21 protein-coding genes are annotated in these 21,386 nt (G+C 42.0%); all 21 read right to left on the bottom strand.

Going from position 1 to position 21,386, the window contains the following annotated elements; translation table 11 throughout:
* Positions 1-156: 156 nt before the first annotated feature.
* The gene (gene hemE / locus ICV01_RS00105) at positions 157-1,269 is read right to left on the bottom strand and encodes a uroporphyrinogen decarboxylase (RefSeq protein ID WP_215287663.1); all 1,113 of its coding nucleotides are present in this window, start codon (positions 1,267-1,269) and stop codon (positions 157-159) included.
* On the bottom strand, positions 1,270-1,686 hold the full coding sequence (locus ICV01_RS00100; RefSeq protein ID WP_215287662.1) for a F0F1 ATP synthase subunit epsilon: 417 nt from the start codon (positions 1,684-1,686) through the stop codon (positions 1,270-1,272).
* A gap of 14 nt (positions 1,687-1,700) precedes the next feature.
* Entirely contained in the window at positions 1,701-3,104 is a 1,404-nt protein-coding gene (gene atpD, locus ICV01_RS00095) for a F0F1 ATP synthase subunit beta (RefSeq protein ID WP_215287661.1), read from the bottom strand.
* Positions 3,105-3,145: 41 nt separating this feature from the next.
* A complete protein-coding gene (gene atpG / locus ICV01_RS00090; protein ID WP_215287660.1) occupies positions 3,146-4,021 on the bottom strand; it encodes a F0F1 ATP synthase subunit gamma in 876 nt (291 codons plus the stop codon).
* Between the two features lie 23 nt (positions 4,022-4,044).
* Positions 4,045-5,586, bottom strand: a complete 1,542-nt coding sequence (atpA, locus tag ICV01_RS00085; protein ID WP_215287659.1) for a F0F1 ATP synthase subunit alpha — start codon at positions 5,584-5,586, stop codon at positions 4,045-4,047.
* Between the two features lie 26 nt (positions 5,587-5,612).
* A complete protein-coding gene (locus ICV01_RS00080; RefSeq protein ID WP_215287658.1) occupies positions 5,613-6,149 on the bottom strand; it encodes a F0F1 ATP synthase subunit delta in 537 nt (178 codons plus the stop codon).
* A gap of 1 nt (position 6,150) precedes the next feature.
* Positions 6,151-6,621, bottom strand: a complete 471-nt coding sequence (locus ICV01_RS00075) for a F0F1 ATP synthase subunit B (protein ID WP_215287657.1) — start codon at positions 6,619-6,621, stop codon at positions 6,151-6,153.
* A 72-nt stretch (positions 6,622-6,693) separates the two neighbouring features.
* The gene (gene atpE, locus ICV01_RS00070) at positions 6,694-6,960 is read right to left on the bottom strand and encodes a F0F1 ATP synthase subunit C (protein WP_215287656.1); all 267 of its coding nucleotides are present in this window, start codon (positions 6,958-6,960) and stop codon (positions 6,694-6,696) included.
* 36 nt (positions 6,961-6,996) lie between these two features.
* Positions 6,997-7,866, bottom strand: a complete 870-nt coding sequence (atpB, locus tag ICV01_RS00065) for a F0F1 ATP synthase subunit A (RefSeq protein ID WP_215287655.1) — start codon at positions 7,864-7,866, stop codon at positions 6,997-6,999.
* A gap of 33 nt (positions 7,867-7,899) precedes the next feature.
* A complete protein-coding gene (locus ICV01_RS00060) occupies positions 7,900-8,436 on the bottom strand; it encodes an ATP synthase subunit I (RefSeq protein WP_215287654.1) in 537 nt (178 codons plus the stop codon).
* A gap of 33 nt (positions 8,437-8,469) precedes the next feature.
* Positions 8,470-9,336, bottom strand: coding sequence for a ParB/RepB/Spo0J family partition protein (locus tag ICV01_RS00055; protein WP_215287653.1), 867 nt, complete (start codon positions 9,334-9,336; stop codon positions 8,470-8,472).
* A 12-nt stretch (positions 9,337-9,348) separates the two neighbouring features.
* Complete coding sequence (locus ICV01_RS00050; RefSeq protein ID WP_215287652.1) at positions 9,349-10,119, bottom strand: ParA family protein; 771 nt, start codon at positions 10,117-10,119, stop codon at positions 9,349-9,351.
* A 21-nt stretch (positions 10,120-10,140) separates the two neighbouring features.
* On the bottom strand, positions 10,141-10,836 hold the full coding sequence (gene rsmG / locus ICV01_RS00045) for a 16S rRNA (guanine(527)-N(7))-methyltransferase RsmG (RefSeq protein ID WP_215287651.1): 696 nt from the start codon (positions 10,834-10,836) through the stop codon (positions 10,141-10,143).
* Positions 10,836-12,758: a tRNA uridine-5-carboxymethylaminomethyl(34) synthesis enzyme MnmG gene (gene mnmG, locus ICV01_RS00040; RefSeq protein ID WP_215287650.1), complete on the bottom strand. Its 1,923-nt coding sequence runs from the start codon at positions 12,756-12,758 to the stop codon at positions 10,836-10,838. The genes rsmG and mnmG overlap by 1 nt, the downstream gene beginning before the upstream one ends.
* A 97-nt stretch (positions 12,759-12,855) precedes the next feature.
* On the bottom strand, positions 12,856-13,650 hold the full coding sequence (locus tag ICV01_RS00035; protein ID WP_251369354.1) for a TSUP family transporter: 795 nt from the start codon (positions 13,648-13,650) through the stop codon (positions 12,856-12,858).
* Positions 13,647-15,281: a GMC family oxidoreductase gene (locus ICV01_RS00030; RefSeq protein ID WP_215287649.1), complete on the bottom strand. Its 1,635-nt coding sequence runs from the start codon at positions 15,279-15,281 to the stop codon at positions 13,647-13,649. Before ICV01_RS00030 ends, ICV01_RS00035 begins: the two co-directional genes overlap by 4 nt.
* Entirely contained in the window at positions 15,265-15,501 is a 237-nt protein-coding gene (locus ICV01_RS00025; protein WP_215287648.1) for a DUF3717 domain-containing protein, read from the bottom strand. Before ICV01_RS00025 ends, ICV01_RS00030 begins: the two co-directional genes overlap by 17 nt.
* A gap of 8 nt (positions 15,502-15,509) precedes the next feature.
* Complete coding sequence (locus tag ICV01_RS00020) at positions 15,510-15,980, bottom strand: SET domain-containing protein (protein WP_215287647.1); 471 nt, start codon at positions 15,978-15,980, stop codon at positions 15,510-15,512.
* Positions 15,973-18,471, bottom strand: coding sequence for a DNA topoisomerase (ATP-hydrolyzing) subunit B (gyrB, locus tag ICV01_RS00015; RefSeq protein WP_215287645.1), 2,499 nt, complete (start codon positions 18,469-18,471; stop codon positions 15,973-15,975). The genes ICV01_RS00020 and gyrB overlap by 8 nt, the downstream gene beginning before the upstream one ends.
* Before the next feature lie 30 nt (positions 18,472-18,501).
* Positions 18,502-19,617, bottom strand: coding sequence for a DNA polymerase III subunit beta (dnaN, locus tag ICV01_RS00010; protein WP_215287643.1), 1,116 nt, complete (start codon positions 19,615-19,617; stop codon positions 18,502-18,504).
* 279 nt (positions 19,618-19,896) lie between these two features.
* Complete coding sequence (gene dnaA / locus ICV01_RS00005; protein ID WP_371817481.1) at positions 19,897-21,288, bottom strand: chromosomal replication initiator protein DnaA; 1,392 nt, start codon at positions 21,286-21,288, stop codon at positions 19,897-19,899.
* Between the last annotated feature and the right edge of the window lie 98 nt (positions 21,289-21,386).

Genomic DNA, 21,386 nt, shown 5'->3' with positions numbered 1-21,386 from the left:
ACGTTAATTAACCCACTCACTTCATCTATAAATTATCATATAAATCAATAAGTTATAGATATTATTTTTTTATTTTGGCTAAAAATTATTATTTCGCTCTTCAGTTTACGGTAATGCCTGACTCTGTGCATAAGTCTGCACTAACATAGCAATATTTTATTGATTTCTAAGCGTAAAAGAGTGCGACTGAACAGCCTCAACCAATGCTGTAACGTGCTCTGGATTGGTGAACTGCGAAATACCATGGCCCAAATTAAACACATGGCCATCTAAAGCATGGAGATTAGCCGCTAGACTAGGTGCCGCTGCCAACTCATCAAGAATGCGCTTTGCTTCAGCTTGAATCTGCACAGGATTTGCAAATAATGCCAATGGATCAAAATTACCTTGCAAAGCTAGCGGCGTTTTATTTGATAGTAAGCGCTTACGGGACTTTCCAACTGAGGCAGTCCAGTCAAGACCAATGACATCTGCGCCAGACTGAGCAATATCCTCTAACCAAATACCACCACCTTTAGTGAAGACCAAAACTGGAATTTGTTGCCCATCTTTTTGTCTTGGCAACAAATCAATAACAGCTTTCATACTGGCCAATGATGTTTGCTGATACCAACCATCCGGTAATAAACCACCCCACGTATCAAAAATCATTAGCGCTTGAGCACCAGCATCCACCTGAGCCTTTAAGTATGCGGCTACAGACTCGACATTGGTGTCCATAATTTTTTTCATTAGGTCAGGGCGCTGATAAAGCATATCTTTTGTATGCTTAAAATCTGACGAACCAGAACCTTCAATCATGTAACAAGCAAGCGTCCATGGACTACCTGAGAATCCAATTAAAGGAACCCGTTGCTTACCATCTTGAATTAATGCTTTGCGAATTTCACTCACCGCATCAAACACATATTTCAATTGATTAAGATCAGCAGGGCGTAATGCGTTAACAGCCTGCTCATCACGTAATGGCTTACTAAAACGCGGACCCTCGCCAGCCTCAAATGTCAGACCCAATCCCATAGCATCTGGAATAGTCAAAATATCTGAAAATAAAATAGCGGCATCCAATGGATATCGATCCAATGGTTGAAGTGTTACTTCAGTTGCTAATTGAGGGTTTTTTGCAAGAGCGAGAAAGCTACCGGCCTTTGCTCTTGTTGCATTGTATTCAGGCAAATAACGACCTGCCTGGCGCATCAACCAAATAGGAGTTCTATCGGTTGATTGCTTTAAGCATGCGCGCAGGAATCGATCGTTAATTAAAGTCAATTATCTTTTTTGGCGTAACTTAGCAATCGCAGCTAACTGAGCCGCTGCCATTGCAAATTCTGATTGGGCATGCGCAAAATCAATATCGCTAGTGCGATTTTGCATTGCTTCCTCAGCTGCCTTTTTAGCTTCATTAGCTTTGGCTTCATCAAGGTCATGGCCACGAATAGCAGTATCAGCAAGCACTGTTACTTTATTTGGCTGAACCTCAAGAATGCCACCAGCAACGAAAACAAACTCTTCGTCACCATCAGCTTTTTCAATACGTACTGCGCCTGGGCGAATTCTTGTGATAAGTGGTGTATGTCCTGGAAGAATACCCAACTCACCACTTTCGCCAGGTAAAGCAACAAACTTTGCTTCACCGGCGAAAATTGACTGCTCAGCGCTCACTACATCAACGTGGATGCTAGACATGTGCGTTCCTTGGTTTACTGCAACTTCTTAGCTTTTTCGATTACCTCGTCGATGCCGCCAACCATATAGAATGCCTGTTCTGGCAAATGGTCAAGCTCACCATCAACAATCATCTTGAAGCCACGGATTGTTTCTTTCAATGGAACATACTTACCTGGAGAACCTGTAAATACTTCCGCAACGTGGAAAGGTTGTGACAAGAAACGTTGAATCTTACGAGCGCGCGCAACAGCTTGCTTGTCTTCAGGTGACAACTCGTCCATACCCAAAATAGCAATAATGTCACGCAACTCTTTATAACGTTGCAACGTTGTTTGAACACCGCGAGCAACTGCATAGTGCTCTTCACCAACCACTTGTGGATCCAACTGACGGCTTGTTGAGTCTAGTGGGTCAACCGCTGGATAAATACCTAGAGCAGCAATATCACGTGACAAAACAACTGTTGAGTCTAAGTGCAAGAATGTTGTCGCTGGAGATGGATCTGTTAAGTCATCCGCAGGAACGTAAACAGCTTGAATAGATGTAATAGAACCTGTTTTTGTAGAAGTAATACGCTCTTGTAAACGGCCCATTTCTTCAGCCAATGTAGGCTGGTAACCCACAGCTGATGGCATACGACCTAAAAGCGCTGACACTTCTGTACCAGCCAATGTATAACGATAAATATTATCAACGAAGAACAAGATGTCACGGCCTTCGTCACGGAAACGCTCAGCCATTGTCAAACCTGTTAACGCAACGCGTAGACGGTTACCTGGTGGCTCATTCATCTGACCAAACACCATCGCAACTTTATCTAGAACGTTAGAGTCTTTCATCTCGTGGTAGAAGTCGTTACCTTCACGAGTACGCTCACCAACACCAGCGAACACTGACAAACCAGAGTGTTGCTTAGCGATGTTGTTAATTAACTCCATCATGTTAACTGTCTTACCTACACCAGCACCACCGAACAAGCCAACCTTACCACCTTTAGCAAACGGGCAAACTAAGTCAATAACCTTAATACCTGTTTCTAACAAATCAACTGATGGAGATAGCTCATCAAACTTAGGAGCTGCTTGGTGAATCGCGCGACGCTCATCTGTTCCGATAGGACCAGCTTGGTCAATTGGGCGGCCAAGCACATCCATAATACGGCCAAGTGTTGCTGGGCCAACTGGCACAGAAATACCTTTACCTGTATTAGCTACGCTCATGCCACGACGCAAACCGTCGCTTGAACCTAGTGCAATTGTACGAACGACGCCGTCACCTAATTGCTGTTGCACTTCAAAGGTTAAACCTTTTTCCGCGAAAGATGCCTCATCGCTCTCTTGCAAGACCAATGCGTCATAAACTTTAGGCATGTTGTCACGTGGGAACTGAATGTCCACCACCGCGCCAATGCACTGAACGATATTTCCGTTGCTCATCGTATTTCTCCGATCACTAATTTTTTACAATACATTCGTTATCAAACTGCTGCAGCGCCGCCGACGATCTCGGACAACTCTTTTGTAATAGCCGCTTGACGTGTTTTGTTGTAAACCAACTGCAACTCACCAATTACGTTTTTCGCGTTATCAGAAGCAGCTTTCATGGCAACCATACGAGCGGACTGCTCAGAAGCCATATTTTCTGCAACTGCTTGGTAAATCAACGCTTCAACATAACGTTTCAACAATTCATCAACAACTGATTGCGGATCTGGTTCGTATAAATAATCCCAACCATATTCGCGAACTTCTTCAGCTGTTTGCTCTAAGCGATCACTAGATAAAGGCAATAGCTTTTCAACTACTGGCTCTTGCTTCATGGTGTTGATGAATTTTGTATATGCCAAATAAACAGCATCTACTTCACCTTTTTCGTAAGCATCCAATTGGACCTTAATAACACCAATCAACTTCTCTAAGTGAGGCGTGTCACCCATCTGAACTGCATGAGAAACAATCTTCGCTTTAATTCGATTCAAGAATTGGAAGCCCTTCGCACCAATTGCTGTACAAGATAACTCAACACCTTTTGCATCCAACTCTTTCATGGTGTTTGTTAAAGATCTCAATACGTTGGTATTCATACCACCGCAAAGACCCTTGTCTGTCGTAACAACAATCACGCCTGCTTTTTTAACTTCACGTTCAACTAAATAAGCAGGGCGATACTCTGGATTCGCTTTACCCAAATTCGCAGCAATGTTTCTTACCTTTTCAGTGTAAGGACGAGCATTACGCATGCGTTCTTGAGCACGCCGCATCTTAGATGCGGCGACCATTTCCATCGCCTTTGTGATCTTGCGCGTATTTTGTACGCTCTTGATCTTTGTCCGTATCTCTTTAGTTCCGGCCATGTCGGCTCTCCTCGCTTCTTATATTAAAAAGAAGCTGAACGTTTAAAGTCCTCGATTGCAGCGCGCAATGCGGCTTCATCTTCTTTCGAGAGATCCTTAGTATCTTCAATACGACCAACTAAATCGGCATACTTGCTCTTAAGGTGATCATGCAAACCTTTTTCGAAGGCCAATACATTCTTCACATCAAGCTCATCTAGGTAACCGTTGTTCGCTGCATACAATGACGCTGCCAATTGCCATACTTGCAAAGGCATGTACTGTGCTTGCTTTAACAACTCTGTAACACGACGGCCACGCTCTAACTGTTTACGAGTTGCCTCGTCCAAGTCAGACGCAAACTGAGCAAACGCTGCCAATTCACGATATTGCGCTAAGTCGGTACGAATACCACCAGATAGTTTCTTAATAACTTTAGTCTGAGCAGCACCACCCACACGAGAAACAGAAATACCCGCGTTAATCGCAGGACGAATACCCGCGTTAAACAAGTCTGTTTCCAAGAAGATTTGACCGTCAGTAATAGAAATTACGTTTGTTGGAACGAAAGCAGAAACGTCACCTGCTTGAGTTTCAATAACTGGCAAAGCTGTCAAAGAACCTGTTTTACCTTTTACAGCACCGTTTGTAAATTTCTCAACATACACATCGTTAACGCGAGCAGCGCGCTCAAGCAAACGTGAGTGCAAATAGAATACGTCGCCAGGGTAAGCTTCACGTCCTGGTGGACGACGCAACAATAAAGAAACTTGACGATACGCCCAAGCTTGCTTTGTTAAGTCATCATAAACAATCAACGCATCTTCACCGCGATCGCGGAAGTATTCGCCCATTGTGCAACCAGCGTATGCTGACAAATATTGCATCGCTGCAGATTCAGATGCTGATGCAGCCACAACAACTGTAAACTCCATCGCGCCATGCTCTTCAAGTTTACGCACAACGTTTGCAATTGTTGAAGCCTTTTGGCCAATCGCTACGTATACGCAATAAACGCCTTTACCTTTTTGGTTAATGATCGCGTCAACCGCAACAGCTGTTTTACCTGTTTGACGGTCGCCAATGATCAACTCACGCTGACCACGACCAATAGGTACCATCGCATCAATTGATTTCAAACCAGTTTGAACTGGCTGGCTAACAGATTGACGATCAATAACACCTGGCGCAACTTTTTCAATAACGTCTGTAAGTTTTGCGTTAATTGGACCTTTGCCATCAATCGGCTGACCCAACGCATTAACTACACGACCTAATAATTCTGGGCCAACAGGAACTTCAAGAATACGGCCAGTACATTTAACTGGGTCGCCTTCACTGATGTGCTCGTATTCACCCAAAATAACAGCACCAACAGAATCACGCTCTAAGTTAAGCGCAAGACCTAATGTGTTGTTTGGGAATTCAAGCATCTCGCCTTGCATAACGCCTGAAAGGCCATGCACACGGCAGATACCGTCTGTAACGGAAATAACAGTACCTTGATTACGGACTTCGGCGCCAGCGCCTACACCGCTAATTCGGCTTTTGATCAGTTCACTGATCTCTGATGGATTGAGTTGCATTTGCTTACTCCTGGGATCTTATTCGTTTATGCGCTAAGAGCGGCTTGCATCGAAACTAAGCGAGCTTTTACTGAAGTGTCCAACACTTCATCGCCAACTTGTACGCACACTCCGCCAATCAATTCTGGGTCCACAGTAACTGTAGGACGTAATTCTTTTCCACCAAAGCGCTTCTTCAATACAGATAACAAAGCTTTTAATTCCTCACCTTGTAGCGGGAATGCACTTGTAATTTGAACTTCAGCAGCGCCTTCTTGAGCATTTTTCAAAGCTGTAAATTGAGCAGAAATCTCAGGCAACGCAAGTAAGCGATGATTCTGAGTTAATACTTCCACAAAGTTTTTCACAACATCTGAAGGTTTGGCTTTAATACCACCCAACAAAATCTCCAACAAATTAGCTGCAGATAATTTTGGATTGCTAGCAACCGCTAATAACTCTGGGTTGCTTGCTACTTGAGCCAACTCTTCCAATTGCTCTGCCCACGCAGCTAAATCTGCTGGCTTTGCACTTCGAAAAAGAGCTTCAGCGTAAGGGCGGGCAATGGTGGCTAAATCGGCCATATCAGAGCTCTGCCTTTAACTGATCTAACAAACCTGCGTGCACTTTTGCATCCACTTCACGACGCAAAATTTGCTCAGCGCCCTTAACAGCAAGTGTTGCAACTTCTGCACGTAGCGCATCTCTTGCACGAGATACTTGTTGCTCGGCTTCAGCTTTTGCCTGCGCAATAATGCGGGCAGCTTCAGCTTGCGCATTCGCTTTAATTTCTTCTGCAGATAATTGTGCGCGCTTTTCAGCATCAGCAATACGCTGACTACCTTCATTGCGGGCTTCAGATAACGCTTGTTCAGCGCGTTTTTTTGCAGACTCAAGATCAGCTTTACCACGCTCGGCGGCAGCTAAACCATCAGCCACTTTAGTGGCACGCTCGTCTAAAGCTTTTACCAATGGCGGCCAAACAAACTTGGCAACTACCCACCATAGGATAAAGAAGACGACCATCTGCGCGAATAGGGTCGCGTTTAGGTTCACAGCTAGTTCCTTTCGGTCACGATGACAAATACTCACGGGCGCACAATTTGCACCCGTCAATAACTACGCAAATTACTTGATAACTGCTAACAATGGGTTTGCGAAAGCAAACAACATCGCAACACCAACACCGATCAAGAACGCAGCGTCAATCAAACCAGCCAACAAGAACATTTTAGTTTGAAGTGGTTCCATCAATTCTGGTTGACGTGCACACGCTTCAATGTACTTACCACCCATCAATGCGATACCTAAACAGGCACCGATAGCGCCCAAACCGATAATGATGCCAATACCGATTGCTGTCAGACCTTGAACTTGTGCTAGAAATGCTTGCATGTTGACTCCTAAATAAAAAAACAGTTGGTAAAAAAATTAGTGGTGACTATGCGCTTGCCCGATGTAAACCAAAGTCAACATCATGAAAATAAAGGCCTGCAACAAAATAACCAAAATGTGGAAAATAGCCCAGGCTGCACCGGCAATAACATGACCAACGAAGCCTAAGAAAGATAAGTCGACACCAAACTGCCAGATGCCGCCTAACAGAGCAATTAGCAAGAATACTAATTCGCCTGCATACATGTTGCCGAAAAGTCGCATACCCAATGACACGGCTTTAGCAATAAATTCAATAATGTTTAAAACAAGGTTAAATGGCGCTAGGTACCACTTTGCGCCAAATGGGGCAGAAAGTAACTCGTGCACAAAACCGCCCACACCTTTAGCTTTGAAGCTATAAAAAATCATAAGCACTAATACAGACATAGACATGCCCAATGTGCCATTCAAATCTGTTGTTGGAACTAACTTGTGGTGCGGAACATGCACGCCACCAAAATTAGCCAAGAAACCATTCACGCCATGCACCCAATCTACAGGCACCAAGTCTAGTGTGTTTAACAAGATAATCCAGCAAAACACAAAAAGCGCTAACGGAGCGATAAAGCTACGGTCGCCATGAACAATGCTCTTAGATTGAGTTTCTACCAACTCAACCAACATTTCCACCATTGCTTGGAAACGACCAGGAACACCTGCTGTTGCTCTGCGTGCAGCAAATAGCAAAAAGCCAACAACAATTAGCCCCATTAATAGAGACCAAAATACTGTATCTAAGTTAATAACTGAAAAATCAACAATAGCTTCTTGCTTAGCATGCAAAGTATTTAAGTTTTGCAAATGCTCCGCAATATATTCAGTAGGTGTTAGGACTTGTGCGCCGCCTGCTACTTCTGTTGACATCGTTAACTTCCCTCTATCCTTATCTAGCTCTTGTCACTTAAGCATCCACGCTAACCAATAACACTTTAACGCCAATACATAAGTTAACAACAGCGGAAACCAAACTAATCCAGGGTAAAAAACTACCACCAGAATGAACATTGCAACCGTTGCAATGATCTTTAATAACTCGCCAGTCACAAGCGCCAAAATTGAGGCTCCTGCAACATTTACACCGCCTGTCATGACCCGCGTTCGCAAAGCGAACAATAGGGCAGGCACCAAAGCAGCCAACCCTCCAAGTACAGCCGATATGGCCGGAGAGTCTAGGCTAAACGGCTTACCCTTTGCTGACCAAGCTATGCCGGACACCAAAGTTACAACCACCTGCATCAACAAAATCCGTCTAATAGTTACTCTGCTAGGTTTTAGAGCATTGGCCCCCAAAAGGCTCTCTAATTCCGTTCTAGATAACGGCTTTTTAAACTCTTCAGAGTCTTCTAAGTCATTATCCCAGCTAGTATTTTTTATAACCGACGTCTTTGCTTGCTCATCTGTGACAAAGCTCGAAGATTTTACAGAATTCACCATGTTGGGGTCAATGCAATTCAGAAAAAATACCGATTAATCCAGCCCTAAACGCTTAAAAAATGCATCTAACTCATCAAATTGGCTGAATTTGATCTTAATTTCGCCACCTTTACGCTTTTCTTTAATTTCAACAGCCAAATTTAAGGCATCGGATAAACGCTCTTGAATACTTTTTAAGTCAGGATCAACTTTTACTGGCGTTTTAACTTTTGCCGGCCCAGCCTTACCAAGAGCAAACTGAGTGGCCATCTTCTCAGCATCCCGAACAGAAAGCCCTTGGGCAGCTATCTTTTGAGCTAGCCCAACTTGGGCTGCTGGCTGAAGCGGCACCAAAGCTCTGGCGTGCCCCATGTCTAACTCACCCTTTGCCAACATAGCCTGGACGGGCTTGGCCAATTGCATTAGGCGTAATAAATTACTTACAGCACTTCTAGACTTGCCAACCGCTTGGGCCGCTTTGTCATGGGTATATGAAAATTCCTCAATCAATCTAGCCAACCCTTGAGCTTCTTCTATCGGGTTTAAATCTTCCCGCTGCATATTCTCAATAAGAGCCATGGCTGCGGTAGCCTGATCATTAGCCTCTTTAATTAAAACAGGAACTTCCGTTAAACCCGCAAGCGTAGCCGCCCTAAAGCGACGCTCACCCGCAATAATTTCATATTTTCCAGGGGAAACAAGGCGAACCAAAAGGGGTTGCATAATTCCTTGCTCTTTAATGCTTTCAGCCAACTCCATCAAAGCCGCATCAGCCATATTTTTTCTTGGTTGATACTTGCCCGCCTGCAATGCTGATAGCTTTAATGTCGCCACGCCCGCGCTTTGCCCGCCGGCTTTCTCGTTCGCCCCCAGCAAAGCCTCTAACCCGCGGCCCAGCCCTTTTTTCTTAATTGCATTCATAACGTACCTTCATTACATTGTTTTAACGCGCTCAATCATTTCCGCCCCAAACTGGACATATGCTTGGGCGCCGCGCGAGTTTTTATCAAAAGTTACGCCAGGCATCCCATAAGAGGGCGCCTCGGCTAAACGTACATTTCTTGGAATAATTGTTTGAAATACCTTATCGCCAAAGTGCGCAATTAACTGCTCTGACACTTGTTGTTGCAGAGTCGTCCTTGGATCAAACATAACGCGCAACAGACCAATAATTGTTAAATTAGGATTCAAATTAGCATGTACTTGTTTGATCGTATTAACCAAGTCCGATAAGCCTTCTAGAGCGAAGTACTCGCACTGCATTGGCACAATTACACCATTAGCGGCACACAGTCCATTTAAGGTTAAAAGCGATAGAGCCGGCGGGCAATCAATCAAAACAAAATCATAGTCACCGCCTACTTTATTTAAAGCTTGCTTTAAGCGCTCTTCGCGTTCATCCATCTCCACAAGCTCAACCTCCGCACCAGCTAATTCGCGGTTAGCGGGCAGAACATCATAGCCACCTGTCTCTGACTTAACTTTAACTAAGGAAATATCAGCCAGACCAATTAACACGTGATAAACACTCTGGGATAAAGACATTTTGTCGATACCAGAGCCCATCGTCGCGTTGCCCTGAGGGTCTAAGTCCACCACTAAAACGCGTTGATTTTGCGCAGCCAATCCAGCAGCCAAATTAACTGTTGTGGTCGTTTTTCCAACGCCACCCTTTTGATTTGCCACGCAAAAAATTTTAGCCATTATTTTTATAAGTTAAATTGGTTAGGAATGGGATTCTCTCACGGCCGCTAACTTAAAAAGTCGCCTCTGTGCATCTAACCCCGGAATGTGTAACTGATGATTTGCCTGAATTTCCCAATTATTAGGAATGGTTTTTAAATCCTCATCTAATAATTTAGCCTTCATAGCCCATACGACACCACCCTTCGTCAACATGGGTTCAGACAAATGAATAAATTTACCAAAATCAGAAAAAGCCCTTGAAATACAACAGCTTATAGATTTATTGAGCGGTTTTGAGGTATCTTCAATGCGCCCCGAACAAACAACAGCATTTTTTAAGTTTTGACGCATAACGATATGCTCTAAAAAAACTGTTTTCTTTTGCACAGCTTCCATTAAATAGACTGTCCAAGATGGTCTACAAATGGCAATAGGTAACCCTGGCAAACCACCACCAGTTCCTAGGTCTGCGATGCTAAATTTCCCCCCATCAGAAAAATTTTCTTTAACAAAATCATCAAGATAGGGCAAAACTGCCAAAGAATCTAATAGATGTAAAGACATCGACTCTTCTAAAGAATGGATGGAGGAAAGGTTGTGTGTTTTATTCCAACGCTGGAATTCAGTGATATAACTTAATAAACCATCCAGCACTGAATCATCAAGTATTAAGTTAAGCTGATCTACACCTTTTTTTAAGATTAACCTAAGGTGCTCTACTGAGGAGGTCTCCATTAATTCACTTCAGCCGGGCGACGACCCAGCCCCTTTTTTAAATGAATTAATAGCAAAGAAATCGCCGCAGGGGTCACGCCAGATATTCTTGAGGCCTGGCCGAGTGTTGAAGGTTTGTGAAGGTTAAGCTTTTGGCGAACCTCCATCGACAAACCAAGTACCTGCGAATAATCTAAAGACTGAGAAAGCTCCATGTCTTCATAATATGAATGACGAGCAATCTCTACTGCCTGACGATCAATATAGCCTTGATATTTAATACTTATTTCAACTTGTTCAGCAATTTGATCATTTAAAACAATATCTTCTGCCAGTGTTTCTGGAGCCCAACGACCGCCCAATGCACCCATTAAATGAGCATAAGTTAGAGAAGGGCGGCGTAATAAATCAGCTAAATTGTATTCGTGGGTTATAACTTGACCCAATAATTCCATTGAATCATTAGCATCTAAAACCTTCGGATTAACCCAAGTTGTTTTTAATCTTTCTGTTTCACGTGAAACAGCATCTTGTTTTCTACAGAAAAAGTCCCAACGACGATCATCTACCAAGCCTAACTCGCGCCCAATCTCTGTTAAACGAGTATCAGCGTTGTCCTCACGCAAGCTCAGCCTATATTCAGCTCGGCTTGTAAACATACGGTAGGGCTCTTGCACCCCTCTTGTAATCAAATCATCTACCAAAACACCAAGATAGGCTTGATCTCGCTTTGGATACCAAGCTGGTCGCCCTTGAGCGCTTAACGCAGCATTAATGCCCGCCAATAAACCTTGGGCGGCTGCCTCTTCATATCCAGTTGTGCCATTAATTTGTCCAGCAAAGAACAAGCCGCTAATAACCTTCGTTTCAAGGCTAGGATTTAATCCCCTAGGGTCATAATAATCATACTCAATCGCATAGCCGGGGCGCACGATCATGGCATTTTCTAAACCGCGAATGCTGCGCACTAAGTCCCATTGAACATCAAAGGGCAAACTGGTAGAAATTCCGTTAGGGTAAAACTCATTCGTCGTAAGGCCTTCTGGCTCTAAAAATATCTGATGACTATCTTTTCCAGAAAAACGATGTATCTTGTCTTCGATTGATGGGCAGTATCTTGGCCCAACGCCCTCTATAACACCTGTATACATAGGTGAGCGATCAAGCCCCCCACGAATAATGTCGTGAGTTTTGCTATTAGTATGGGTAATCCAACAGGGAAGCTGTTGAGGATGATGCTCTGGTCGACCCAAATAAGAAAACACAGGAAGCGGGTCTAAGTCTCCCGGCTGCTCTTGCATGACAGAAAAATCAATCGTTCGTCCGTCAATCCGCGGAGGTGTTCCTGTTTTTAATCGACCCTGAGGTAACTTTAACTCTTTTAACCTTGCCGATAAACGGACAGCCGCAGGGTCACCAGCACGACCGCCAGAGTGATTATCTAGGCCAACGTGAATTTTGCCATCTAAAAAAGTTCCAGCAGTCAGAACGACCTTGTCGGCCATGAATCTAAGACCAAGCTGAGTTACGGCGCCGCAGACCTTATCTCCAACAACAATTAAATCATCCACAGCAGCTTGGAATATAGTCAAATTTTCTTGGTTTTCAAGCAAATCCCGCATGGCTGCTTTATATAAAACCCGGTCAGCTTGCGCACGAGTTGCCCGCACCGCGGGTCCCTTGCTTGAATTTAATATACGGAACTGAATACCTGCTCGATCCGTCACCTGAGCCATCGCACCGCCCATGGCATCAATCTCTTTAACTAGATGGCCTTTGCCAATACCACCAATTGAGGGGTTGCAACTCATTGCCCCCAAAGTTTCAATACTGTGAGTCAAAAGAAGGGTGCGACAACCCATGCGAGATGCGGCTAATGCAGCTTCGCACCCGGCGTGTCCACCACCAATTACTATGACGTTAAATTTATCTGGAAAATCCATTGAAAAATACCTAGCTAGGGCGGCGATGATATCACCCCCTAGAAAACAGCTCAATCTTTAAAAACGTTATTTATTGTGTTTCACGTGAAACAACAGCTTACCGAAGAACCCAATAAGAAATCGCATCATAGGCAGTCTTAACAATTAAGGCTAAAACCACCCATATAAAAATCTTTCGCACAAACTCGTTGCCATGCTTAAGCGCAAAATGGGTCCCAAAATAACTGCCCAACATATTCATAAGCATCATGGCAAAGCCAAGCCCCCAATAAACATGGCCAAAAGAGGCAAATAATAAAATGGCGGCTAAATTAGTTGTGGCATTTATCAGCTTTGTTGCGGCCGATGCATGCAAAAAATCAAAGCCAAATATCCTAATGAAACCAATTAATAAAAAGCTTCCAGTTCCTGGACCAAAAATACCATCATAAAAACCAATGCCGCCACCCAAAAGAAGCGCCTTTATTACCTGACCTCGTCCAGCCGACTTAGGTAAATGCACCAGCCCGATTGAGCGTTGCATCACGGTATAAATTAATAGGGCAGCCAAAATAACGGGTAAGAAAATCTTAAATGCCGCAACAGAAATACCCTTAACGACCCAAGCGCCAGCAAACGCACCTACGAATGACGACAAGATGGCCGGAGTTACAATATTATAAGGTAATTTAACTGATTTTAAATATCTTTTAGCAGCAATTAACGTCCCGCCAATAGAGGCTACCTTGTTGGTTCCCAATAAAGTAGCGGGAAAACTTGAAGGACTTGCAGCAAAGAGGGCAGGAACTTGGATAAGGCCACCGCCACCAGCAACGGCATCAATAAAGCCAGCAGCTAAAGCAGCAACAGCCAAAAATGCTGTTGTTAAAGAGAAAAAATCTGTTTCGATCACTTAGCTTCGGCTAACAATTGGGCTGCCAACTTTTCAGCAATCATCATTGTTGGCGCAGCAGTATTTCCCGAAACAATCGTTGGCATCACACTAGCATCAGCCACTCGCAACCCCTGAAGACCTATAACTTTTAAATCAGAATCAACAACCGCAGTGGGGTCCTCTGGTTTACCCATTTTGCATGTGCCAACCGGATGAAATATGGTGGTCCCAATATCGCCAATTTTTTGCAGCAACTCTGCATCACCAGTTACTTCAGAGCCAGGCTTATATTCTTCTGGAGTAAATGATTTAAATGCAGCGGCTCGCATTATTTTGCGAGTTACTTCAACAGACTCGATAGCAACTCTTTTATCTTCTTCTGTCGATAAATAATTAGGATCAATGACAGGAGGCGCACTTAAGTCTTTAGAAACAATATGTACAGACCCTCTTGAGCTTGGTCTTAAATTACACACACTCGCTGTAAAAGCATTAAATGTATGCAATGGGTCGCCAAACTTTTCTAAAGAAAGGGGTTGAACGTGATATTCAAGGTCCGGGCGATCAACTTTTTCTGAGCTATATGCAAAAGCACCAAGCTGAGAGGGCGCCATTGACATGGGTCCTTTGCGAGCAAATAAGTATTGAAGCCCAATGAACAACTTGCCCCAAATATGTGACGCCAACTTATTAAGTGTTAATAAGCCCGATACTTTATAAACCATCCTAATTTGTAAATGGTCTTGCAGATTCTCGCCCACACCAGGTAAATTTTTAATAACCGGAATATCTAATGCTTTTAAACGATCTTCTTGTCCAACGCCTGAGCGCTCTAGGATTTGCACGCTACCAATCGCACCTGCTGATAACAACACCTCTTTGTTAACGCGAGCAATATGCGCTTTGTCACCACCAACAAATTGAATACCCGTGCAGCGCGAGCCTTCAAATAGCAGCTTATCTACCGTAGCACCTGTAATAAGGGTTAAGTTTTCTCTTCGCGCCGCTGGCTTAATAAAAGCACGCGCTGTATTTAAGCGCCAACCATTTTTTTGGGTTACCTCAAAATAAGATACGCCAAAATTATTCCCGCGATTAAAGTCCTCTGTAGCAGGAATACCCGTTTCTGCAGCAGCCTGTTTAAAAATATCTAAAACTTTCCAACTTAATCTTTGTTTATCTACTCGCCACTCGCCGCCACTTCCATGAAACTCATTGGCGCCTAGATGATGGTCTTCCATTTTTTTAAAATACGGTAAAACAGAATCCCATTTCCACGAATAATCACCGGTTGCATTTGCCCAAGCATCATAGTCTTGCGCTTGGCCACGCATATAAATCATGCCGTTAATCGAAGATGAGCCACCTAAAACTTTTCCCCTTGGGTAAATCAAAGATTTGCCATTCAAAGAAGACTGCGCGGCTGTTTTAAACATCCAGTCCGTTTTAGGATTGTTAATGCAATATAAATAACCAACCGGAATATGAATCCAAAGGTAATCATCTTTGGCACCGGCATCAATTAATAAAACATTATTTTTGGGATTTTGCGTCAAACGATTTGCTAATACACAGCCAGCACTACCAGCTCCTACAACAATATAGTCATATGCCCCGTGATCTATTTGCTCATCATTTATTTGTGACATCTTGATCCTTGTTTAAAAGATATGCATCCCAAGCTAAACGAGCTCGCTCACTTAAATTTTCAAGAGGAACTCTTTGCGCAGATTGAATAATCATTAACGCATATATGTTTGCGAGGGCTGAGGCCTCTTTGCAAAGCTCTAGAGCTTCACCCGTGGCCGGCGAGCGCTCACGCCAATAATTAATTGCCGCCTCTAAGTCCTGTATAGAAATAAAGAGCATAAATTTTCTTAGACTGCCAGCATTGTGCCGCGGCAATTTTTGCTGCCGCAACGACATTCATAATCTTTTTTTAATTTCTTGGTAAGTTTGCCCTCAACTTCTAGACCATAGTCATAAAAAAGCTCTTCCCCGGCCTTAATATTTTTTTTGCTGTACAAAAAAACTCTCGACTTCTTACCAACATCTTCTTCTATAGCTTTACAGTTCGGCGCGCACGAATGATTAACCCACATAGCAGCATTGCCACCAAATTTGGCATCAATAACACTACCATCATCTAATCCAAAATAAAAAGTGTGGTTAGGCTGCTTAGGATCATGCGGATGGCGATCAAGTGCGACATCCCAAGAAATACGCTCACCCGTGTATTCAATAATTTTTGTTTTCTTGGGTATATCTACAATCGCAAATACACCTTTACCGTGAACCGAAGACTGCTTAACTTTAATTAAATCAGCTGCTTTATTTTTTTTAGACATCAATATTTCTAGCAATTAACGCGTTAGTTTCAATAAATTGACGGCGAGGTTCCACCTCATCGCCCATTAAAGTTGTAAATACTTGATCTGCACTAATTGCGTCTTCAATGTTTACTTTTAAAAGCGTACGAGTATTAGTATCCATGGTTGTTTCCCAGAGTTGCTCTGGGTTCATTTCACCAAGACCCTTATAGCGTTGACGGCTTACGCCTCGCTCAGCCTCAGCAAGCAACCATTCCATCGCCTCACGGAAATCTTTTACCGATGCTTCTTTGGTATTTTTCTCACTATCTCCACGCTTAACAATAGCTCCCGTACCCAAAACATTGGTTAACGCTTCAGATGCTCTAGCTAAAGAACCATAATCGGCACCATGGACAAAGTCTGAATCAAGCACAGAGATCTTTGTGTTGCCATGTACTCTGCGTGAAATCATCAATCTAAAACGCTCTGTTCTTTCATCTTTCTGAACAATGATTTCTGGACGCGCCAAACGAGAATCTAAATTAGCAAAATAGCCTTTTAACCCCTCAGCCGAGACATTCGCTGCTGCTTCAGTATCCAAATCTAAACGAACACCATTAGCAATCGCACGTAATGCGCCTTCATCCATTGTTTTAGATAAGCGATCAACGATACTTTGAATTGTTTGATAGTCATCCGACAAACTAGCTAATCTAGTGTTATCAATTACTTTTCCATCAGATAGAACAATGCTTGCATTTTCTAATGCTAGCTTTAACAAATAAGCGTTTAAAGCAACATCATCTTTAATGTATTGTTCATTTTTGCCTTGCTTCACTTTGTAAAGTGGTGGCTGAGCAATATAAATATGGCCGCGCTCTAATAATTCTGGCATTTGACGGTAGAAGAACGTTAATAACAAAGTTCTAATATGGCTACCATCAACGTCCGCGTCGGTCATGATAATAATTCGGTGATAACGCAATTTATCAGCGTTATATTCTTCCTTGCCAATGCCTGTTCCAAGGGCGGTAATAAGCGTTACAACTTCTTGGCTGCTTAACATTTTGTCAAAGCGTGCTTTTTCAACGTTAAGGATTTTTCCTTTTAACGGCAAAATTGCCTGAAACTTTCTATCACGACCTTGCTTAGCTGAGCCGCCCGCAGAATCGCCCTCGACAATAAACAATTCAGAATTAGCAGGATCTTTTTCTTGGCAATCCGCCAATTTTCCTGGCAAACCCAAACCATCTAATAAGCCCTTGCGACGAGTCATATCGCGTGCTTTTCTAGCAGCTTCACGAGCTCTAGCAGCTTCAATAATTTTTCCGCAAATAATTTTTGCGTCTTGTGGATTTTCTTGTAAATAATCCGTTAACAATGTGCTAACGATTTCTTCTACCGGACCACGCACTTCACTAGAAACTAATTTATCTTTTGTTTGACTAGAAAACTTTGGTTCTGGCACCTTAACAGACAATACGCAAGTTAAGCCTTCGCGCATATCATCGCCAGTAATTTCAACCTTAGCTTTTTTGGCGAGTTCCTCTTCATCAATATATTTATTGATAACTCGAGTCATCGCCGCTCTTAAACCAGTTAAATGAGTTCCGCCATCACGTTGAGGAATGTTGTTAGTAAAACACAATACTTGTTCATTAAAGCCATCATTCCATTGCATGGCAACTTCAGCAGTAATTTGACCGCCTAAATCTGAAGGACGTTCACCTTCAGCGTAAAAAATATTTGGGTGTAAAACTGTTTTAGTTTTATTGATGTAATCAACGAAACCTTTAACACCACCAGAGAATGCGAAATCTTCTTCTTTTCCAGATCTTTGATCTGTTAAGCGAATATGAACACCGTTATTTAAGAAAGATAATTCGCGAATACGCTTCGAAAGAATTTCGTAGTGATATTCAATATTTCCAAAAATTTCTTCATCTGCTAAGAAATGAACTTCAGTGCCACGTTTATCTGTATCACCAATAACTTTAATTGGTGATGTCATATCACCGTTTTCTTCAACCAAGTTACGGTTTTGTGCCACACCTCTAGCAAATTCCATGAAATGAACTTTGCCATCACGCTTAACCGTTAATCTTAACCACTTAGAAAGTGCGTTAACACAACTAACACCCACGCCATGTAGACCGCCAGAAACTTTATAACTGTTTTGGTCAAACTTACCACCAGCGTGAAGTTCTGTCATAACAATTTCAGCAGCACTTCTCTTTGGATCATGTTTATCGTCGTATTTAATACCTGTTGGTACACCACGACCATTGTCGATAATAGAAATTGAATTATCGGAATGAATAGTTACTTGAATTTCTGAACAATGTCCGGCTAATGCCTCGTCAATTGAGTTGTCTAAAACCTCAAAAACTAAATGATGAAGACCTGTTCCATCAGAGGTATCTCCAATGTACATGCCGGGTCTTTTACGAACAGCCTCTAATCCCTCAAGAATTTGAATAGATGATGCGCCGTATTGTTGTTCTGGTGTTTTTACTTCAAGTGTCATTGATTAATTCTTTTCCAATATAACTATCTATTAAATGCGCATCGGCATAACTACGTACTTGAAGCCTTCTTGTCCTGGAAGGGTGATAACTGCACTACTATTTGAATCACCCAAACTAATTTGGATTGAATCATTCTTCAAGTTAGCTAAAACATCTAACAAGTAGGAAACATTAAACCCAATATCAATTTTCTCTCCTTGATATTCTGTTTCAATATCTTCTTGAGCCTCTTCTTGCTCTGCGTTTGTTGATTGAATTGTTAAACAATTCTCAGACAATACACATCTAACACCTTTAAATTTATCCGTTGTCAAAATGGCAGCGCGTTGCAATGATGCTTGCAGTGCTTCTCTACTAACAACTAATGTGTTGTTTTGCCCTTTAGGGATAACTCTTTGGAAGTCTGGAAACTTACCTTCTACTAATTTTGATAACAACTCAACATCACCAAAATTAAATTTAATTTGATTTGTTGCCAAAGAAACAACCACCGGTTCATCAGAATCATCTAACAAATGTTGAAGTTCGAGAATTGTTTTACGAGGAATAATTACTTCCTGTTTTTGACCATTACCCGTTGGCGCTTTATCTAAATTGATATGGCTATACGCTAAACGATGCCCGTCTGTGGCTACTGCAATAATTTTTTGTCCTTCAACAACTAACAACATACCGTTTAAGTAATAACGAATGTCTTGTTGCGCCATCGCAAAATGAACTTGACTGATCAATTGTTTTAAAGATTTTTGAGAAATCTCCCAACTAGCTGAAACATCAGATGACTCAGACATGATTGGAAATTCATTTGCAGCCAAAGTTTGTAAAGTAAAACGACTCTTACCACTCTGAACAACCATCTTTCCATCTTTTAAAGATAGATTCATTGGACCTTCTGGTAAGGCCCTCAAAATATCAACAAGTTTTCTTGCACCAACAGTTGTACTTAGATTATCAGAACCAATACCAAAATCTGCATGCGTTGTAATTTGTATTTCAATGTCTGTAGAAATTAAAGAAACAGCGTTACCATTTTTTTTAAACAATAAGTTAGCTAAGATTGGAAGCGTATGTCGACGTTCAACAATGCCGCTAACTAGCTGCAATGGTTTTAACAATTTGTCTCTTGAAGTGCTGACCAGCTCCATGTTCTTATTCCTGTAATTGTTTATTTATTTATATATATCTATAGTAGTAGTAATAGAGTTGCTTAAATTCTGTGGAAAACTAAAAAAACATTTATTAATCAGTATTTTACATCCTACAATACCCTGTGGATATCTTTTGGATACCTATAGGATAAGGTTTAATAACTTTTCCTTCTTTTCGTGAATAGCTTGATTATCCACAAACTATCAACACACTATTCATCTACTTATTCCCATACTTATACATGATTTATCCACAAAGATTTCCACAAGGAGAAATCAGTTTTTTAACGACTGTTCTAGTACGTGTAATTCATGGTTAAGTTGGTTGTCCCTAGCTCGTTCTTCTGTAATTTTTCTAACTGCATGCAATACGGTTGTGTGGTCTCTACCCCCAAATAACTCACCGATTTCAGGCAAACTTTTTTGAGTTAGTTCCTTCGCAATATACATGGCAATTTGTCTTGGTCTTGCAATGTTTGCTGGACGTTTTTTTGAGTACATGTCAGCAACTTTTATATTATAAAAGTCCGCTACAGTTTTTTGAATATTCTCTACTGAAATTTGCCGGTTTTGAACAGAGAGTAGATCTTTTAAGGCTTCTCGAGCCACATCAATAGTGATCTCTTTGCCATGGAACCTAACATAGGCCAATATCTTTCTAAGCGCACCTTCAAGCTCTCTAACGTTTGAGCGCAAATGTTTGGCGACAAAGAAAGCAACGTCTTCTGATAGAGGAAGTCCTTCTGTTAAGGCTTTTTTCATCAAAATAGCAACGCGCATTTCCAGCTCTGGCGGCTCAATGGCAACAGTTAAACCAGAATCAAATCGTGAAATAAGGCGCTCATCAATACCTGAAATCTCTTTAGGATAGGTGTCGCTTGTCATGATGACTTGAGATTTGTTCGCAGTTAAGGCTTCAAAAGCATAAAAGAACTCTTCTTGAGACCTAGGTTTTCCAGCAAAAAACTGAATATCATCAATCAACAAGAGGTCTAAAGAGTGGTAATACTGCTTAAATTTATCAAAAGACTTCTGCTGATAGGCTTTAACCACATCAGACACATATTGTTCAGCATGAATGTACCTAATTTTTGCGTTAGGTTTTTCTTGTAGCAAATGATTGCCAATGGCATGAATCAAATGTGTTTTACCAAGGCCAACTCCACCATATAAATACATAGGGTTATATGAGGCGCCAGGATTATTAGCAACTTGTATTGCTGCCGCCCTAGCTAATTGATTGGCCTTACCCGTTACAAAGCTATCAAAAGTTAGCGCAGGATTGAGTCGCGACCTTCCATCAATACCAATACTTGGAACCTCTAGTTGATCTGACGCACCCTCATCATGATTGTTGCTTTGAGCATTTATTCTTAATTCGCCAGAAGAAACACTTTCAGAAATAAATTCAGATTGTTTATCTTCTGTATTAACTAACTTTATTTTTGGATCTAAAACCCAATCAACCGTAACGGGTTTATTAAAATAGTGGCTAGAAACATCAATAAATCTTTGATTAAATTGGTTTTTTGCCCAATCTAACTTAAATCGATTAGGGGCGGCTAACTCTAATACATTGGTATTTGTATTAAAAGAAAGCGCAAAAAGAGGTTTAATCCACGTTTTAAACTGTTGCGGGGAAAGCTCTTTAGAGAAAGAGCTGGTCACAAACTCCCAAAATGCTTCAAGGTTTGTTTCTGTATTTAACGAGGAATTTGTCAAAGTATTCATATTCACGAAGCGATTGTAGATGCTTCGAAAAGTTA

This window comes from Polynucleobacter sp. MWH-Spelu-300-X4, from assembly GCF_018687515.1.
GTDB lineage: Bacteria > Pseudomonadota > Gammaproteobacteria > Burkholderiales > Burkholderiaceae > Polynucleobacter.
Note: the sequence above shows the minus strand (reverse complement) of the source record. Positions and strands in the feature narration are given on the sequence as shown.

Bases quoted from the DNA above. Each gene is read 5' to 3' on its own strand.
- ICV01_RS00100 (WP_215287662.1), bottom strand. From the start codon at position 1,686: ATGTCTAGCATCCACGTTGATGTAGTGAGCGCTGAGCAGTCAATTTTC.
- mnmG (WP_215287650.1), bottom strand. From the start codon at position 12,758: ATGGATTTTCCAGATAAATTTAACGTCATAGTAATTGGTGGTGGACAC.
- ICV01_RS00055 (WP_215287653.1), bottom strand. From the start codon at position 9,336: ATGAATGCAATTAAGAAAAAAGGGCTGGGCCGCGGGTTAGAGGCTTTG.
- atpD (WP_215287661.1), bottom strand. From the start codon at position 3,104: ATGAGCAACGGAAATATCGTTCAGTGCATTGGCGCGGTGGTGGACATT.
- ICV01_RS00050 (WP_215287652.1), bottom strand. From the start codon at position 10,119: ATGGCTAAAATTTTTTGCGTGGCAAATCAAAAGGGTGGCGTTGGAAAA.
- ICV01_RS00030 (WP_215287649.1), bottom strand. From the start codon at position 15,281: ATGTCACAAATAAATGATGAGCAAATAGATCACGGGGCATATGACTAT.
- atpE (WP_215287656.1), bottom strand. From the start codon at position 6,960: ATGCAAGCATTTCTAGCACAAGTTCAAGGTCTGACAGCAATCGGTATT.
- dnaN (WP_215287643.1), bottom strand. From the start codon at position 19,617: ATGGAGCTGGTCAGCACTTCAAGAGACAAATTGTTAAAACCATTGCAG.
- atpG (WP_215287660.1), bottom strand. From the start codon at position 4,021: ATGGCCGGAACTAAAGAGATACGGACAAAGATCAAGAGCGTACAAAAT.
- atpB (WP_215287655.1), bottom strand. From the start codon at position 7,866: ATGTCAACAGAAGTAGCAGGCGGCGCACAAGTCCTAACACCTACTGAA.
- atpA (WP_215287659.1), bottom strand. From the start codon at position 5,586: ATGCAACTCAATCCATCAGAGATCAGTGAACTGATCAAAAGCCGAATT.
- ICV01_RS00060 (WP_215287654.1), bottom strand. From the start codon at position 8,436: ATGGTGAATTCTGTAAAATCTTCGAGCTTTGTCACAGATGAGCAAGCA.
- ICV01_RS00080 (WP_215287658.1), bottom strand. From the start codon at position 6,149: ATGGCCGATTTAGCCACCATTGCCCGCCCTTACGCTGAAGCTCTTTTT.
- rsmG (WP_215287651.1), bottom strand. From the start codon at position 10,836: ATGGAGACCTCCTCAGTAGAGCACCTTAGGTTAATCTTAAAAAAAGGT.
- ICV01_RS00020 (WP_215287647.1), bottom strand. From the start codon at position 15,980: ATGTCTAAAAAAAATAAAGCAGCTGATTTAATTAAAGTTAAGCAGTCT.
- gyrB (WP_215287645.1), bottom strand. From the start codon at position 18,471: ATGACACTTGAAGTAAAAACACCAGAACAACAATACGGCGCATCATCT.
- ICV01_RS00025 (WP_215287648.1), bottom strand. From the start codon at position 15,501: ATGCTCTTTATTTCTATACAGGACTTAGAGGCGGCAATTAATTATTGG.